The following is a 15,913-nucleotide window of genomic DNA, read 5'->3' as shown; positions in this document are numbered from 1 at the left end:
GTCAACAGCGTCCGCGACATATGCGACCCGCCGCGGGCGGGAGCCTGGCCGTGAGCGGGAGCCTTGGCGACGCAAGGTCCGCGCGCCGCCTTTCGCTCGTCACGAATGCACGGCATAATGGCGCATGCAATTGACCTCGCGCGTTGCGCTGATGAACTGGTTGGCCGGCCAGGGGCTCACCGGCCTGCCCGAACCCGAACTGCTGCGCGGCTTCTGCGAGCGCTGCCGCGCCGAGGGGCTGGAACTCTCGCGTGGGCTTGTCGTCATCGATACGCTGCACCCGATCTACGAGGGGCGCGCCTTCCGCTGGAGCGATACGCCGACCAACGAGAGCGACGTCGTCGAATACGGCTCGACGGCTGAGGGCGACGCGGCCAACAATTGGCGCCGGTCGGTGTTCTATCATTTGCTCGAGCATGGTCACGACGAGATGGTGATCGATCTCGCCGACGCGCCCACGCTTGATTTCTCGCAAATCGGCGAGCTCGCTGAAACGGGGCACCGCCATTTCCTGGCCTTTGTGCACCGCTTCGGGGAGACTGGAGCGCTCGGGCAGATGGACTGCCTCTACTCCTCCTGGACAACGCGACGCGACAGCGGCTTCGCCGAAGGCGAGCTCGCGGCGCTGCGCGATCTCGTGCCGGTGCTGGGGCTCGCGATCAAGTCGGCGCAGCAGGTCGACATCGCGCGCACGCTCGGCCGCGTCTATCTCGGACGCGATGCGTCAGAGCAGGTCTTGAGCGGACGTATCTCGCGCGGCGTCACCGAGCGCATCAACGCCGTGCTGTGGTATTCGGATCTGCGCGGCTCGACCGGAATCAGCGAGAGCATTGGCCCCGACGAGATCATCCCGTTCCTTAACGATTATGCGCAGGCCGTGATCGACGCGATCCACGATGCCGGTGGCGACGTCTTGAAGCTGATCGGCGACGGCGTGCTCGCGATGTTCACTGGCGAGGACATGGCGCATGCCCGGCGCGCGGCGCTGCGCGCCGAGCATTTATTCCGCAAGAACGTCGCTGCGCTGAACCTGAGGCGGGGGGCCGAGGGCCGTCCCACCACGTCCGCCTATATCGGCCTGCATGTCGGCGAGGTCTTCTACGGCAATATCGGCAGCGAGGACCGACTCGACTTCACCGTGGTCGGTCCGACCGTGAACGAGGTCAGTCGCATCGCCTCGATGAGCCGTTCGGTCGATCGCGAGCTGCTGGCCTCGGCGGAATTCTACAAGGGCCTCGACGCCACCGGCCGCCGCTACCTCGTCTCCACCGGCCGCTATGCGCTGCGTGGCATTGGCCGCGCGCAGGATCTCTACACGCTCGATCCGGAGGTGGACGCGAGCGAGCCGGTGACGGGGAGCTACGAGCGGTATCTGGCGGGCTAGGCTGGCTGCTACAACCTACTCCGTCATTGCGAGGAGCTCTTGCGACGAAGCAATCCAGACTGTCTCCGCGGACGGATTCTGGATTGCTTCGCTTCGCCCGCAATGACGGTGCAGCTAACACCGCGCCACCGCCTCATCGCCCACCATGTCCGGCTGCCGGTCCAGCGCCACGGCGGGCGAGAGCCAGATCACCAGCGCCTGCACGCCGAACACGGCCGCGGCGAGATAGAGGCACGCTTCCGCGCTCCAGAGGCCGCCGACGATCGCACCTAGCGCCGAGCCGATCGGGCGGGCGCCGTAGCTCATGATGTTGATGGCGGAGACGCGGCCGAGCAGGCGTGGCGGGGTCACCGACTGGCGCAACGTCGTGGTCGAGATCACCCACAGGATCGGCCCGACGCCGAGCAGGAAGAAGCTCAAGGCCGCAAGCCAGGGCGAGGGGACCAGCACCGTCAGCGCCATCACCACCGCCGCGACGAAGCCGGTAACGGGGCCGAGGCCGACGACCGTGCCGAACGCGATGCGCTTCATCACGCGCGTGGCCAACAGCGCGCCGATCACCATGCCGACACCGTACATCGTCAGCACGGTGCCGATGCCGGCAGCGGTCAGGCCGAGGTGACGCACGGCGTAAGGCACGAACACCGCGATCTGCAGGAACCATCCGGTGTTGAAGATGAACTGGGTGATGAACACCGGCCGCAGCAGCGGATGATGAAACACGAAGGCCGCGCCCTCGCGGATGTCCTGGAACGGATGCCGCCGTGGCGCCGGCGTGCGGGCGGGCTCGTAGATGCCGGAGAGCAGCACGACGGCGATAGCCGAGAGCGCGGCCGCGAAGCCGAAGGCCGGGCTCGCGCCCCACCACCCGACCAGCACGCCGCCGAGCGCAGGGCCGCTGGCGAAGGCGATGGTGCGTGCGAGCTCGATCCGCGCATTGGCCGCCGGCAACAGGTCCGAACTCACCAGGGAGGGCACCAGCGCCGGCGCGGCCACGCTGTAGACGACGGTGCCGCACACGGCGGCAAAGCCGAGCAGCGCCAGCAGCGGCAGATTGAGCGCGCCGAGCGCGAGCAGCAGCACGATCGCTGCAAGGGCCGCGGCCCGCAGCGCCTCGGCGCCCGCCATCAGCGAACGGCGGGAGATGCGGTCGGCCAGCAGGCCGGCGGGGATGGCGAAGAGGACGAAGGGCAGCGTCAGCGCGGTCTGGAGCAGGCCGGTCTGGCCCTCGGCGACGCCGAGCGTCAGCACCGCGACGATGGGGGCCGCGGCCAGCGCGATCTGTTCGGCCGACTGTGCCGCCAGGTTCGACCAGGCGAGGCGGTTGAATGTCTCGGGGAGGCGCGGGGGAATTGACATGGCTCATTTCCTGCAAAGTCGGGTTGGCGCCAGTATCCGCCTCTGATGACGGCCAAACCCACCCGCTTCCCGACAGGGGCGACACATAGCGACCGCCCAGAGACCGATGCGGCTAGATGCAGTTGCAAATGAGTTGCAATAAGGCTCGAGTTCGGTATTCTCGCCGCATGGATGCTCGCTCTCCCGATCTGACCCGAGACGCCGCCGGCTGGCGCAATGATGCGCCTGCGACCAAGAGCCTTGCCGAGGTGAATGCCTCGGTCGCCCTCCCCATCGCGGGGGTGTGGTGGCGGCGCCTGCTCGCCTTTGTCGGCCCGGGCTATCTGGTCTCGGTGGGCTACATGGACCCCGGCAATTGGGCCACCGACCTCGCCGGTGGGTCCAAGTTCGGCTACACGCTGCTCTCCGTCATCCTGCTCTCGAATTTGATGGCGATCCTGCTGCAGTCGCTGGCGGCACGGCTCGGCATCGTCACCGACCGCGACCTCGCGCAGGCCTGCCGCGCGACCTATTCGCCGGCGGTGAACTTTCTGCTGTGGCTCGCCTGCGAGGCGGCGATCATCGCCTGCGATCTCGCCGAGGTCATCGGCACGGCGATCGCCCTGAAGCTGCTGTTCGGCATTCCCCTGATCGGCGGCGCGCTGATCGCAGCGCTGGATGCCTTTTTGCTGCTCATCCTGATGAATCGTGGCTTCCGTTTCCTCGAAGCTTTCGTTATCGCACTGCTCGTTGTGATCGCAGTCTGCTTCACGGTCCAGCTTGCCGCGGCCGCACCACCGGTGGCCGAGATGCTGAGGGGATTTGTGCCGAAGACCGAGATCTTCACCAACCCCGAGATGCTCTACATCGCGATCGGCATCATCGGCGCCACCGTGATGCCGCATAATCTCTATCTGCATTCCTCGATCGTGCAGACGCGCGCCTATGAGCGCAACGACACCGGCCGGCGCGAAGCGATCAAATGGGCGACGACGGATTCCACCATCGCCCTGATGCTGGCGCTGTTCATCAACGCCGCGATCCTCGTCGTCGCCGCGGCAACCTTCCACAAGAGCGGCCATTCTGACGTTGCCGAGATCGGCCAGGCGTTCGAGCTGCTGTCGCCGCTGCTCGGGCTCGGCATCGCCTCGACACTGTTCGCAGTGGCGCTGCTTGCCTCGGGCCTGAATTCAACGGTGACGGCGACGCTTGCCGGCCAGATCGTGATGGAAGGCTTTCTCGATTTGCGCCTGCCGAGCTGGGCGCGCCGGTTGCTGACGCGCGGCATCGCGATCATTCCCGTGATCGTCGTCACCGCGATCTATGGCGAACGCGGCACGGCCGATCTGCTGGTATTCAGCCAGGTCGTGTTGTCGATGCAGCTGCCTTTCGCCGTGATCCCGCTGGTGCGGTTCGTCTCGGACCGCCGCAAGATGGGCAAGTTCGTAATCCCGGCGTGGGTCGCGGCGATCGCTTGGATCGTTGCCGGCATCATCGTGGTTTTGAACCTGAAGCTGCTCGCGGATACGCTGTTCGGGTGATCAATCAGGGCCGTGACGGCGTTTCGGCTTGTATGGGCTGAGCGGATTGACGTCGAGGTCGACCTCTTTCACGCATTGCTGACTTTCGCGATGACTCGAGCCGGCGTGCCACTTGCCTGAACGAAGCTCGACCTTCCTCATCTCGGCGATCTTTAGGCACTTCCAGTCGCCTGCGCGAGGAAGTCCTTTGCTGGAGCCGCCAGAGAATTGGAAGGCAAGTGTGTATTCCTCGCCGTTCGTATGGCCAAGCAACGCGGGACAAACGGCGCGCGAGTGACCCTGATACGAGCAGTGCACCTGAAGTCGTTCGATAATGGCCTGTGCGATTAAATCGTAAGTCCGGGACAAGGATGCCTCCGTAGTCTCTTCTGCTTACGGCCCTTGCATATTGGTCGCCCGCAGGCGAACGGCTATGCCGATCAATCCTGCGGCTCGGACGTCGCATCGCCTTGCGCGTCGATGCGCAGCCAGCCTGACGGCGCGAGGCGCTGCTGCGGCAGGAAGCGGGCCTTGTAGTCCATCTTCTTGGAGCCTTCGATCCAGTAGCCGAGATAGACGTAAGGCAATCCCTGCCGGCGGGCGCGGGCGATGTGGTCGAGGATCATGAAGGTGCCCATCGAGCGGCTGACCTCGCCCGGCTCGAAGAACGAATAGACCATCGACAGGCCGTCGCTGAGCACGTCGGTCAGCGCGACCGCGATCAGCTCGTCGCCCCGGCCGGTGATGCCGCTGTCGGGACCGCGCTTGCGGTACTCGATGATACGGGTCTCGACGTGGCTGTCCTCGACCATCATGGCGTAGTCGAGCACGGTCATGTCGGCCATGCCGCCATGGCGGTGACGGGAATCGAGATAGGCGCGGAACACCGAATATTGCTCGGATGTCGGCACCGCGCTGCGCTGCTCGCCGATGATGTCGGCGTTGCGCGCGATCACCTTGCGGAAGTTGCGGGAGGGGCGGAACTCGTTGGCGATCACCCGGACCGAGACGCAGGCGCGACACTGGTCGCAGGCGGGACGGTAGGCGATCGACTGGCTGCGACGGAAGCCGCCGTGGGTCAGGAGGTCGTTGAGGTCACCGGCGCGCTCACCTACGAGGTGCGTAAACACCTTGCGCTCGTGCCGGCCCGGCAGATAGGGGCAGGGGGAGGGCGCCGTGAGGTAAAATTGTGGGGTGTCGCGCGAGTGCTGGGTCAAGGGACGTCGTGGGCCTCCAAAATGTGCATCAGCATCGCGCTACGAAAGCCCCCGGTCAATCGGTCTACTCGGCAGGTCAGATCGGACAGCATAGCGGGTCCAGGTTGATAGGTTCTTGATCCAGGTTGGTTGATCAGTAGGTCCTTGATCGAAAGGTCGCTGATCAGTAGGTCCTGGCGCCTTGAGGCACCGGCGCACGAACGGAATTGTTGATCACGACCGTTCCCAACACGAAATCCTGCAGCAAGCGCCTGCGGCCGTTGAAGAGGCCGACCAGGACGACGAAAGGCGACAGGAACGAGACGGTCACCCAGAACAGCACGGCGTGGGTGGCCCCGAGCACGAAATAGCCGGGCGCGCCGTACCAGGTGCGCAATTCAAGATCCATCACGCGCATGCCGATGGTCGCGGACGACGGACCGCCGATGCAGGCGCCGTAATAGACGATGGCCCAGATCACGGAGGCCGGCCAAGCCAGCCAGAAAAGCGCCCAGCCGATGCCGAGCGTGACCACGCCGAACACCGCAATGAAGAGGTAGCCGAGGATCACCGGCACCGAGATCACGACCATGTCGATCAGGAAGGCGAACACCCGCCGCGTCGCAACGCCGCGGAACAGTTCCGGGTGCAGATAGGGATCGTAGGCGTGCGGCTGCGCCCCACCGTCATTGCGCCAGGCATTGCCCGAGTCCGAATACGACATAACCGTTCTCCCGAGGGAAACTCCCGTGGCAGGACTCCCGTGGCAGGACATGGGAACAGGCCGTCCGCGTGCCAAGGGCGCCGGGATTAACAAGCCGAAATATTCCGGCGATTCGGGGGCGGCGGAAGTCGTGGTGGCACGCCCTCGGTGTCGTCCTGGCGAAAGCCAGGAGCCATTACCCCAAGGAGATGTTTGGCGAAGATTGATCGTCGGTACTGCGACCGATCGGAATCGAGAGATCACGCGGTGTGGGTCCTGGCTTTCGCCAGGACGACGATGAAGAGACACATGTGCCCGGCCTTCGCCGGGACGACCTTGGGGTCTACCCCTGTGCCCGCAGCTTCTCCGCCGCCTTCGGTGCGAAATAACTCAGCACACCGTCGGCGCCGGCGCGCTTGAAGGCGAGCAGGCTCTCCATCATGGCGCGGTCGCCGTCGAGCCAGCCGTTGTTGGCGGCGGCCGCGATCATCGCGTATTCGCCGGACACCTGGTAGGCGAAGGTCGGCATTGCGAACGTGTCCTTCACGCGGCGGACGACGTCGAGATAGGGCATGCCGGGCTTGACCATCACCATGTCGGCGCCCTCGGCGATGTCGAGCTCGACCTCGCGCAACGCCTCGTCGGTGTTGGCGCTGTCCATCTGGTAGGTGCGCTTGTCGCCAGTGAGCGTCTTGGCCGAGCCGATGGCGTCGCGGAACGGGCCGTAGAAGGCGGAGGCGTATTTTGCGGCATAGGCCATGATCTGCACGTCAAGCAGGCCGGTGCGATCCAGACCCTCGCGGATCGCGGCGACGCGGCCGTCCATCATGTCGGAGGGCGCGATGATGTCGCAGCCGGCTTCGGCCTGCACCAGGGCCTGACGCACCAGCACGGCGACCGTCTCGTCGTTCAGGATCTTGCCGTCGGAGATCAGGCCGTCATGGCCGTGACTGGTGAAGGGATCGAGCGCGACGTCGCAGAGAATGCCGATCTCCGGAAACTCCTTCTTGATCGCGCGCACCGCCTGGCAGACCAGATTGTTCGGGTTGGTGGCTTCCGAGCCCTCCTCGTCGCGCAGGGACGGGTCGGTGTAGGGAAACAGCGCGAGACAGGGAATGGTGAGCTTCATCGCGCGTTCGGCGTCGCGCACGGCCTGGTCGACGCTGAGACGCTCGACGCCCGGCATCGAGGCGATCTGCTCGCGCTTGTTGTTGCCGTCGATCAGAAACAGCGGCCAGATCAGATCGTCCGTCGTGAGCACGTTCTCGCGCACCAAGCGCCGGGCCCATTCGGCCTTGCGGTTGCGGCGCGGGCGGACGGTCAGATCGAGGGCAGGGGAGGCCCCAGTGCCATCCCGGCGCGAGACCTCGCGCAATTCGATCGGACGCCCGTATTTGATCGCCATCACTCTTCCTCCGGCTGGAATTATTCTTATACCAGCTCGCATGGTTCCCGTCACCGCGGCTTGACCTGTCGCAAAAGATGGCAGCCGATTGATTTTGCGGGGCAAAGCAGCCAGAAGGGGGCATGTCCGAGATCTCCACCCGCGATGCGGCCCGCGACAGTGCCAGGGACGCCGTCCGAGACAATGCCAGAGACAGCGCAATGTCGGTGGCGGCGATCTCGTCGGAGCGAGCTGAGTCCGACGACAATGTCTGGACGCGCCGGCTCGTGCTGTTCCTGCGGGTGATGGCGCTGCTCTCGATCCTCAAGGGCCTCTACCATTGGGCGCAGGTGACGGGCTTCGTCGGCGGTGAGGACGAGGCGTTCGAGAACCAGTCGATGGCCTGGCAGGCCTCGACCATCTACTTCGCCGTGATCGAACTCGTTGCTGCGGTCGGGCTGTGGCTGGCGACGCCCTGGGGCGCCGTGGTGTGGCTGACGACCGTGGTGTCGATGGCGGTGATCGAACTGATGTTCCCGGGCATCTACGGCGGCAGCCTGATTGTGGTCGGCGTCGAAGCCTTCATGCTGGCGGCCTATCTCGCACTCGCCTGGATGGCCGCACGCGAACGGCCGCCATAGCAAACTCTCGTGTCCCGGCTCTGCGCTCCGCTTCGCTGTGCTGGTCCGGGACAGGAGAATGTCGCGCTTGGTTGACGGTTGGTTGCGTAAAATTCGACGTAAGTTTTCGCTAACCAGCGTGTTCCGCCACAGCTCTTACGCGGCCGTTTCGAAACGGGGCGGGGCTGTTCTGGAATGCGACAATCGGGGCGGACGGAGGGTGAACAGGACCTTGCGAGAGTCAACAGAGAGTTGCGAAAAGTGCTTGTGGCACAGGCTTAATCCGCAATTCACTGTCTTAAATTCATGATCTCTTTATTCTCTTATTTAAGCCGATCTTCAAACGAGCCCCTTAAGTTGCACCTATCAGACGGGACACAAGTTTCGTCGAATGAGTGTCGATAAAAACGACAACAGGGGAAGTGTCATGATGAAAGCCGTCGCAACTGCGGCAGATACCGCAGAGCGCGTCTCCGGCCAGCAGGGTTCGGTGCAGACGCTCTATCTGGAAGCTTTGACTCTGGTGGAGCGGCTGCATCGCCGGCTGCTCGACGTGATCAAGGACGAGTTTGATCGCCGCGGCCGTGCGGACATCAACTCGGTGCAGGCGCTGCTGCTCTACAACATCGGCGACAAGGAGCTGACCGCGGGCGAACTGCGCACGCGCGGTTATTATCTCGGCTCCAACGTCTCCTACAATCTGAAGAAGCTCGTCGAGCTCGGCTTCCTCGATCATCAGCGCTCGCGCGTCGATCGCCGCTCGGTGCGCATCCGCCTGACGCCGCAGGGCCAGGAAGTTCGCCGTATCGTCGACTCGCTCTACCAGAAGCACGTCAAGACGGTGGAGCAGGTCGGTGGCATCTCGGGCGAGGAGTTCTCGACCCTCAACAAGTCGCTGCACCGCCTCGAGCGGTTCTGGACCGACCAGATCCTGTATCGTCTCTGAGCTCTTTCGACGGGACTTGGCCAAGCCGGCCCACAACAAGACCGGCAAGCCTCCCTAACGTGCCTGAGCTTCCCCAAGCGCGCCGGCCCGGCTGTGTCCGGACCGGTGCGTTTTTTCCATTTCGCGGTTGCGAAAAAAATCCCTAACCGCAGGGAACGAGTTCCCGGTTCGCCGCTTATCTCCTCCGGATCGGAGGCTGACGATGCTGGTCGAGCGTGGCGTGGGGGTGATGAACGTGGAACTCGTGAGCGAGGCCTATGCCATCGCCGCGAACTATCTTCGCCGCTCCGGCGCGATCCGGGACACCCTCGTCACCGACGAACGCCTGCTCGAGATCGTCATCAAGCTGCTCCAGCACGGCGAATTCAACAAGATCAGGCTGGCCAACAAGGCCATCGTCAAGTTCGAGGCGCAGTCCGAGGCCAAAGCGGTTGCCTGATCTCAACTCCCAAACGCGGCAAGAAAATCGCCAAGAACCAGAGGGTGCCATGGAAGCTGCCATCGACCGGATCATGCATACCTATGACCTGCTCGCCAACCGCACGTCGGCTGCGAGTGCCGAGGCGAGGGCCAAGGTGACGAACTATCTCAACACCCTGATGGAAGCCGGCGAGAAGGACACCCATAGGTTGACGGTTTGCGGCCTGACCTATCTGCGGCAGCTCGACGGCAGCGTGGATCCCGTGAAGGCGGGGTATACGGGACTTTAGAGGGCGGCCGGCCGGTCGCGCCCGCGCGGTTTCGAGCCCAAAGCGGACCTTTTCCCGCGCCTTCCCGGACATTGGACGACCGGGTGCCGCTCGGTCGTCCAAATCCTCCAATCCCACCATATCTTGCATAAATCTCACGTCCGACCCGCAACTACTTGGCCTGTTGCGGGCGATGTGGTAGATCGCGCTCGCCGCTTCCGATCGCCACACCAGACCCGCCCGTAGCCCGCCAAAAGGCTGCGGCGGTGGAGATATTCGCAAGATGACCTTCGCCAAAACCGCCTCCGCGCCCGATTCGTTTTTCACCGCCTCGCTCGAGCAGGCTGACCCGGAAATCGCAGCCGCCATCAAGGGCGAGCTCGGCCGCCAGCGTCACGAGGTCGAGCTGATCGCCTCCGAGAACATCGTCAGCCGTGCCGTGCTGGAAGCGCAGGGTTCGGTGATGACCAACAAATATGCGGAAGGCTATCCGGGCGCGCGCTACTACGGCGGTTGTGAGTGGGTCGACGTCGCCGAGAACCTCGCGATCGATCGCGCCAAGAAGCTGTTCGGCGCCAACTTCGCCAACGTGCAGCCGAACTCCGGCAGCCAGATGAACCAGGCGGTGTTTCTGGCGCTGCTTCAGCCCGGCGACACCTTCATGGGCCTCGATCTCGCGGCCGGCGGCCATCTCACCCACGGCTCCCCCGTCAACATGAGCGGCAAGTGGTTCAAGGCCGCGCACTACACCGTGCGCCGCGAGGACCAGATCATCGACATGGACGCCGTCGCCAAGCAGGCCGAGGAGGTCAAGCCGAAGCTGATCGTGGCCGGCGGCTCGGCTTATTCGCGCGCCTGGGACTTCAAGCGCTTCCGTGAGATCGCGGACAGCGTCGGCGCGTATCTCCTGGTCGACATGGCGCACTTCGCCGGTCTTGTCGCCGGCGGCGTGCATGCCTCGCCGGTGCCGTATGCCCATATTACCACCACCACGACCCACAAATCGCTGCGCGGTCCGCGCGGCGGCCTGATGCTGTGGAATGACGAGGCGCTGACCAAGAAATTCAACTCGGCGATCTTCCCGGGCCTGCAGGGCGGCCCCCTGATGCATGTGATCGCGGCGAAGGCAGTCGCCTTTGCCGAGGCACTGCGGCCGGACTTCAAGGTCTATGCCAAGAACGTCGTCGAGAACGCCAAGGCGCTGGCCGAGGCGATGAAGGGCCACGGGTTCGATATTGTCTCCGGTGGCACCGATAACCATCTGATGCTGGTTGACCTCCGGCCGAAGGGCCTAAAGGGCAACGCCTCGGAGAAGGCGCTGGTTCGCGCTGCCATCACCTGCAACAAGAACGGTATTCCTTTCGACCCCGAGTCGCCGTTTGTCACCTCCGGTATTCGGCTGGGCACGCCTGCGGCAACCACCCGCGGCTTCGGAGTCGCTGAATTCCAGCAGGTCGCCGGTATGATCGCCGAAGTCCTCAACGCGATCGCGCAGTCCTCCGACGGCAAGGCGCCGCTGGTGGAAGCCGCGATCAAGGAACGGGTCAAGGCGCTCACCGACCGTTTCCCGATCTATCAGTAAGGTCCAAGAAAACCGGTCAAGGTCAACGGATGCGCTGCCCGAACTGCAACAGTCTCGATACGCAGGTGAAAGACTCGCGTCCGACCGAGGACTCTTCCGTGATCCGCAGGCGACGCGTGTGCGTCGCCTGCAATTTCCGCTTCACCACCTTCGAGCGCGTGCAGCTGCGCGAGCTCACAGTGATCAAGCGCAACGGCCGCCGCGTGCCGTTCGACCGCGACAAGCTGATGCGCTCGGTGTCGATCAGCTTGCGCAAGCGGCAGGTCGAGCCGGAGCGGGTGGAGAAGATGGTCTCCACCATCGTGCGCGAGCTCGAGACCGGGGGCGAGGCTGAAATCTCCTCCGAAGTGATCGGCGAGACCGTGATGGAGCATCTGCGCACGCTCGACGATGTTGCCTATGTCCGCTTCGCCTCGGTCTACCGCAATTTCCGCGAGGCCAAGGATTTCGCCGACGTGCTCGGCGAGCTCTCCGGTGAGGAGGAAGCGCGGCTCGCCGCGATCCGCAAATGATCTTCCGCATCCTGGAGGATCAATTCGCGCAGAAGGCGCGCGAGTCCAGGGATGCCGACCGGCGCTTCATGGAGCTTGCGCTGGCGCTCGGCAGGCGCGGGCAGGGACGTACCTGGCCCAATCCCGCCGTCGGTGCCGTCATCGTCAAGGACGGCGTGATCGTCGGCCGCGGCTGGACCCAACCAGGCGGACGACCGCATGGCGAGCCTGAGGCGCTGCGGCGCGCAGGCGAGGCCGCGCGCGGCGCCACGCTCTACGTCACGCTGGAGCCGTGTTCGCATTTCGGCAAATCGCCACCGTGCGCCGACGCCGTGATTGCCGCCGGCATCAAGCGTGCGGTGGCCGCGATCGAGGATCCCAATCCGGAAGTCGCCGGTCAAGGTTATGCGCGCCTGCGCGCCGCCGGCATCATGGTGGATGTGGGTCTGTGCGGGCGCGAAGCCGCCTTCGACCACGCCGGGCATTTCCGCCGCGTCAGGGATCATCGCCCGCATGTGATCCTGAAGCTCGCGGTCTCGCCCGACGGCAAGATCGGCGCGGCCGGGGGCAAGCCGGTCGCGATCACCGGCGAGGCGGCGCGCAACCGGGTGCATCTCCTGCGCGCGCAAAGCGACGCCATCCTGGTCGGCATCGGCACGGTGCTGGCGGACGATCCGCAGCTCGACTGCCGCCTGCCGGGCATGGCAGCGCGCTCACCGGTGCGCGTGGTGCTCGATCAGAGCCTGCGCATTCCCGGCGCAAGCAAGCTCGTGGGCTCCGCGCGCGAGATTCCGCTGTGGGTGGTGGGTTCTGAACTCGCGGAGGCCGCGGCCGCCACGCGGCTCGGTGCTGCAGGCGCGCAGGTGATCCGCGTGCCGCCCGGCAACGCCGCGGGACTCGATCTTGCGGCAGTGCTGCATGCATTGGCCGGGAAGGGCATCACGCGGCTGATGGTCGAGGGCGGCAGCCGCGTTGCGGCGTCCTTCATCGCCGCCGACCTCGTTGACGAGATCTGGCTGTTCCGCGGCGCAGAGGCGGTGGGCGCCGACGGGGTGGATGCGCTCGCTGCATTGCCGCTGTCGAAAATCACGCAGTCGCAGGCCTACAAGGTTCATGCTAGCGAGACCTTCGACAAGGATACTCTCACCATCTACGAGCGCGCGTAATGTTCACCGGCATTGTCACCGATATCGGCGAGATCGTCGGCTTCACGCCGACGGCGCACGGCCAGCTGCATCGGCTGCGCATCGCCTGCCGCTACGACCAGACCACCATTGCCGACGGCGCCTCGATCGCCTGCAACGGCGTCTGCCTAACGGTGGTTGCTTCCGGCGTCGAAAGCGGCAAGGACTCTGCTCAAAGGACCTGGTTCGACGTCGATGCCGCGGCCGAGACGCTGGCGCTGACGACCGCAAAGCACTGGAGGGTCGGCACCAGGCTCAATCTCGAGCGTGCGCTCAAGATCGGCGACGAGCTTGGCGGGCATATCGTCGCCGGCCATGCCGATGGCATCGCGACCCTCGTCGGCCGCGAGGACCTGCCCGAGATGGCGCGGTTCGAGCTCTCCACGACGCGGGAGCTGGCGCGGTTCATCGCGACCAAGGGCTCGATCACGCTCGACGGCGTCTCGCTGACGGTTAATACGGTGAAGGACGTGAGCTTTTCGGTGCTGATCATCCCGCACACCCTGACGGTCACGACGATCGGCGGCTGGAAGGCGGGGAATGAGGTCAATATCGAGGTCGATCTGATGGCCCGCTACGCGGCGCGGCTGACGGAAATGAAGTGACGGCGTCTTTGAACTTGGCTTACCCGCTGGTGGCGACTACATAGCGCGAACCCCTGTGGAACGGATTTGACGATGGCAGACGCGCGGCGCGCACCCCTGAAGGACCAGACCGACATTTCCGGCGCACGCGCGCTGATTGTCGAGGCGCGGTTCTATGACGATCTCCAGGACGCGATGCTCGAAGGCGCGGTGGCCGAGCTGAAGGCGGCCGGTCTGACCCACGACGTCATCACGGTTCCCGGCGCACTGGAGATTCCTGCGGCGATCGCCATCGCGGTTGATGCCGCGGCCGCCAATGGCAAGCCTTACGACGCCGCGATCGCGCTCGGCTGCGTGATCCGTGGCGACACCATCCATTTCGAGATCGTCTCGCAGGAATCTTCCCGCGCGCTGATGGACCTGGCGGTGGCGCGCAAGCTGCCGCTCGGCAACGGCATCCTCACCGTCAACACCGAGGCGCAGGCCTGGGCGCGGGCGCGTGCCAGCGAGTTGAACAAGGGCGGCGATGCCGCGCGGGCCGCGATTGCGATGCTGCGCATAAAGCGCCGGCTGGCGCGGGCTTGATCATGGCTGACAACAGCAAGAAGCCGCCGGCTGGCACGGAGAAGAAAGCGAACCGGCGCGGTGCGGCGCGGCTCGCAGCCGTGCAGGCGCTGTACCAGATGGATATCGGTGGTGCCGGCATCAACGACATTTTTGCGGAGTTCGAGAGCCACTGGCTCGGCAACGAGGTCGAGGGCGATACATATCTCCCGGCGGAAGCGGCGTTCTTCCGCGACGTCGTTTCCGGCGTCGTGCGCGACCAGAAGAAGCTCGATCCGCTGATCGACGAGGCGCTGTCGAAGGGCTGGCCGTTGAAGCGCATCGAAGCGATCCTGCGCGCGGTGCTGCGGGCAGGGGCCTACGAATTGGAACATCGAAAGGACGTGCCGGGCCGCGTCGTCGTGTCCGAATATGTCGACGTCGCCAATGCCTTCGTCGACCGCGAGGAGACCGGCATGGTCAACGCTGTGCTCGACCAGATCGGCCGTCAGTTTCGCGGTGACGAGTTCGGACGGGGATAGCCATGGGATCGTCATTGCGAGGAGCGTAGCGACGAAGCAGTCCAGACTGTATCTCCGGAGGCAGTCTGGATTGCTTCGCTTCGCTCGCAATGACGGCGGGGAAATTACGGATCGAGCTAATGACCAGCCCGCACAATCCCTCCGCCGAAGACTCCCTCATCGCGCGCTATTTCAAGCCGCTGGCGACTGATCCCGGCGCGTTGGGGCTGGTCGACGATGCCGCCATCCTGCAGGCGCTCGGCAGCGACATCGTCGTCACCACAGACGCGGTGGTCGAGGGTGTGCATTATCTTGCCACCGATCCGCCCGACACCATCGCGCGCAAGGCGCTGCGGGTGAACCTGTCCGATCTCGCTGCCAAGGGGGCCGTGCCGGCCGGCTTCGTGCTGACACTGGCGCTGCGCAGCAGGGAAGACGGCTGGCTCAGGCCGTTCGCGGACGCGCTCGGCGAGGATGCGAAAACCTTCGCTTGTCCACTGCTCGGCGGCGATACGGTGTCGACGCCGGGGCCGCAGATGATCTCGATCACCGCCTTTGGCCGCGTGCCGCAGGGGCGGATGGTCGGCCGCGCCGGCGCCCAGCCGGGCGACCGTATTCTGGTGACGGGGACGATCGGCGACGCCGCGCTTGGCCTCGATGTGCTCAAGGGCGGCGCGGTGGCGAATGCGCTGGCCTCCGATCCGCACGCGCGCGAGACGCTGATCTCGCGCTATCGCGTGCCGCAGCCGCGCAATGCTCTCGCGCACGGCGTGCGTGACTATGCAACGGCTGCGATGGATGTCTCCGACGGGCTTGCAGGAGACCTGACCAAGCTCTGTGCGGCGTCAGGCGTCTCGGCCACGATCGAGGTGACCAGCGTGCCGCTCTCGGTCGCTGCCGCCGGCCTGATCGCGGGCAAGGTCGTTTCCGTTGAGACGCTGCTGGCCGGGGGGGACGATTACGAGGTGCTGTGCACCGTTCCGCCGGCGCAAGGCGACGCACTGATCGCCTTGGGGCGGGCGGCCGGCCTTGCCATCACGGCCATCGGCACGATCGTCGCGGGCGATGAGCGGCCGCGCTTCCTGGACGGGCAGGGCCAGGAGCTGGTCTTGAAGCGACTGTCCTACAGCCACTTCTAGGAATTGCGCCAAACCGGCGTCCGGGCTGCCAAGACCGGCTAAATACCTGCCGAGATCGGCTTTTCGGGCTTATCTGGCGTTGCACCCTC

Annotated in this window: 18 protein-coding genes; 13 read left to right on the top strand and 5 right to left on the bottom strand. The window is 65.1% G+C overall.

The genetic code is table 11. The annotated features are described in order from the left end of the window. Positions 1-124: 124 nt before the first annotated feature. The gene (locus IVB45_RS21175) at positions 125-1,384 is read left to right on the top strand and encodes an adenylate/guanylate cyclase domain-containing protein (protein WP_027567270.1); all 1,260 of its coding nucleotides are present in this window, start codon (positions 125-127) and stop codon (positions 1,382-1,384) included. 114 nt (positions 1,385-1,498) lie between these two features. Here the strand turns inward: IVB45_RS21175 and IVB45_RS21170 are convergent, their stop codons facing one another. Then, a complete protein-coding gene (locus IVB45_RS21170; RefSeq protein ID WP_247361553.1) occupies positions 1,499-2,743 on the bottom strand; it encodes an MFS transporter in 1,245 nt (414 codons plus the stop codon). A 167-nt stretch (positions 2,744-2,910) separates the two neighbouring features. Between IVB45_RS21170 and IVB45_RS21165 the strand changes: the two genes are divergently transcribed. After that, positions 2,911-4,263, top strand: coding sequence for an Nramp family divalent metal transporter (locus tag IVB45_RS21165; protein WP_247361551.1), 1,353 nt, complete (start codon positions 2,911-2,913; stop codon positions 4,261-4,263). Here the strand turns inward: IVB45_RS21165 and IVB45_RS21160 are convergent, their stop codons facing one another. From IVB45_RS21160 to hemB, 4 genes are all read right to left on the bottom strand, one after another. Next, entirely contained in the window at positions 4,264-4,611 is a 348-nt protein-coding gene (locus IVB45_RS21160) for a hypothetical protein (protein WP_247361549.1), read from the bottom strand. A gap of 71 nt (positions 4,612-4,682) precedes the next feature. After that, on the bottom strand, positions 4,683-5,459 hold the full coding sequence (locus tag IVB45_RS21155; protein WP_247361548.1) for an arginyltransferase: 777 nt from the start codon (positions 5,457-5,459) through the stop codon (positions 4,683-4,685). Between the two features lie 163 nt (positions 5,460-5,622). Next, positions 5,623-6,162 (bottom strand): RDD family protein, encoded by a 540-nt coding sequence (locus IVB45_RS21150; protein WP_007611123.1) that lies wholly within the window; start codon positions 6,160-6,162, stop codon positions 5,623-5,625. A 322-nt stretch (positions 6,163-6,484) separates the two neighbouring features. Continuing rightward, positions 6,485-7,546 (bottom strand): porphobilinogen synthase, encoded by a 1,062-nt coding sequence (gene hemB, locus IVB45_RS21145; RefSeq protein ID WP_247361546.1) that lies wholly within the window; start codon positions 7,544-7,546, stop codon positions 6,485-6,487. Positions 7,547-7,668: 122 nt separating this feature from the next. On the opposite strand from hemB, the gene IVB45_RS21140 reads away from it, so the two are divergent. The 11 genes from IVB45_RS21140 to thiL all read left to right on the top strand — a co-directional run bounded on the left by IVB45_RS21140 (position 7,669) and on the right by thiL (position 15,824). Continuing rightward, positions 7,669-8,166, top strand: a complete 498-nt coding sequence (locus IVB45_RS21140) for a DUF6163 family protein (protein WP_027518332.1) — start codon at positions 7,669-7,671, stop codon at positions 8,164-8,166. 406 nt (positions 8,167-8,572) lie between these two features. After that, positions 8,573-9,091, top strand: a complete 519-nt coding sequence (locus IVB45_RS21135; RefSeq protein ID WP_007603420.1) for a MarR family winged helix-turn-helix transcriptional regulator — start codon at positions 8,573-8,575, stop codon at positions 9,089-9,091. Between the two features lie 202 nt (positions 9,092-9,293). Beyond that, complete coding sequence (locus IVB45_RS21130) at positions 9,294-9,530, top strand: hypothetical protein (RefSeq protein WP_247361544.1); 237 nt, start codon at positions 9,294-9,296, stop codon at positions 9,528-9,530. A gap of 49 nt (positions 9,531-9,579) precedes the next feature. Then, entirely contained in the window at positions 9,580-9,801 is a 222-nt protein-coding gene (locus IVB45_RS21125; protein ID WP_106944108.1) for a hypothetical protein, read from the top strand. A gap of 262 nt (positions 9,802-10,063) precedes the next feature. After that, positions 10,064-11,362 (top strand): serine hydroxymethyltransferase, encoded by a 1,299-nt coding sequence (gene glyA / locus IVB45_RS21120; RefSeq protein WP_247361542.1) that lies wholly within the window; start codon positions 10,064-10,066, stop codon positions 11,360-11,362. A gap of 29 nt (positions 11,363-11,391) precedes the next feature. Then, a complete protein-coding gene (gene nrdR, locus IVB45_RS21115; RefSeq protein WP_007603426.1) occupies positions 11,392-11,874 on the top strand; it encodes a transcriptional regulator NrdR in 483 nt (160 codons plus the stop codon). After that, entirely contained in the window at positions 11,871-13,019 is a 1,149-nt protein-coding gene (ribD, locus tag IVB45_RS21110) for a bifunctional diaminohydroxyphosphoribosylaminopyrimidine deaminase/5-amino-6-(5-phosphoribosylamino)uracil reductase RibD (RefSeq protein ID WP_247361541.1), read from the top strand. The genes nrdR and ribD overlap by 4 nt, the downstream gene beginning before the upstream one ends. Next, positions 13,019-13,642 carry a riboflavin synthase gene (locus tag IVB45_RS21105; protein WP_247361538.1) on the top strand — a complete coding sequence of 208 codons (624 nt, stop codon included), beginning with the start codon at positions 13,019-13,021 and terminating at the stop codon, positions 13,640-13,642. The genes ribD and IVB45_RS21105 overlap by 1 nt, the downstream gene beginning before the upstream one ends. A gap of 72 nt (positions 13,643-13,714) precedes the next feature. After that, positions 13,715-14,206, top strand: a complete 492-nt coding sequence (gene ribH, locus IVB45_RS21100) for a 6,7-dimethyl-8-ribityllumazine synthase (RefSeq protein ID WP_007611095.1) — start codon at positions 13,715-13,717, stop codon at positions 14,204-14,206. A 2-nt stretch (positions 14,207-14,208) separates the two neighbouring features. Further along, positions 14,209-14,706 (top strand): transcription antitermination factor NusB, encoded by a 498-nt coding sequence (nusB, locus tag IVB45_RS21095; RefSeq protein WP_027567260.1) that lies wholly within the window; start codon positions 14,209-14,211, stop codon positions 14,704-14,706. Between the two features lie 119 nt (positions 14,707-14,825). Beyond that, the gene (thiL, locus tag IVB45_RS21090) at positions 14,826-15,824 is read left to right on the top strand and encodes a thiamine-phosphate kinase (protein WP_247361533.1); all 999 of its coding nucleotides are present in this window, start codon (positions 14,826-14,828) and stop codon (positions 15,822-15,824) included. The last annotated feature ends 89 nt before the right edge of the window (positions 15,825-15,913 follow it).

The sequence above is a fragment of the Bradyrhizobium sp. 4 genome (genome assembly GCF_023100905.1).
Lineage (GTDB): Bacteria > Pseudomonadota > Alphaproteobacteria > Rhizobiales > Xanthobacteraceae > Bradyrhizobium.
Note: the sequence above shows the minus strand (reverse complement) of the source record. Positions and strands in the feature narration are given on the sequence as shown.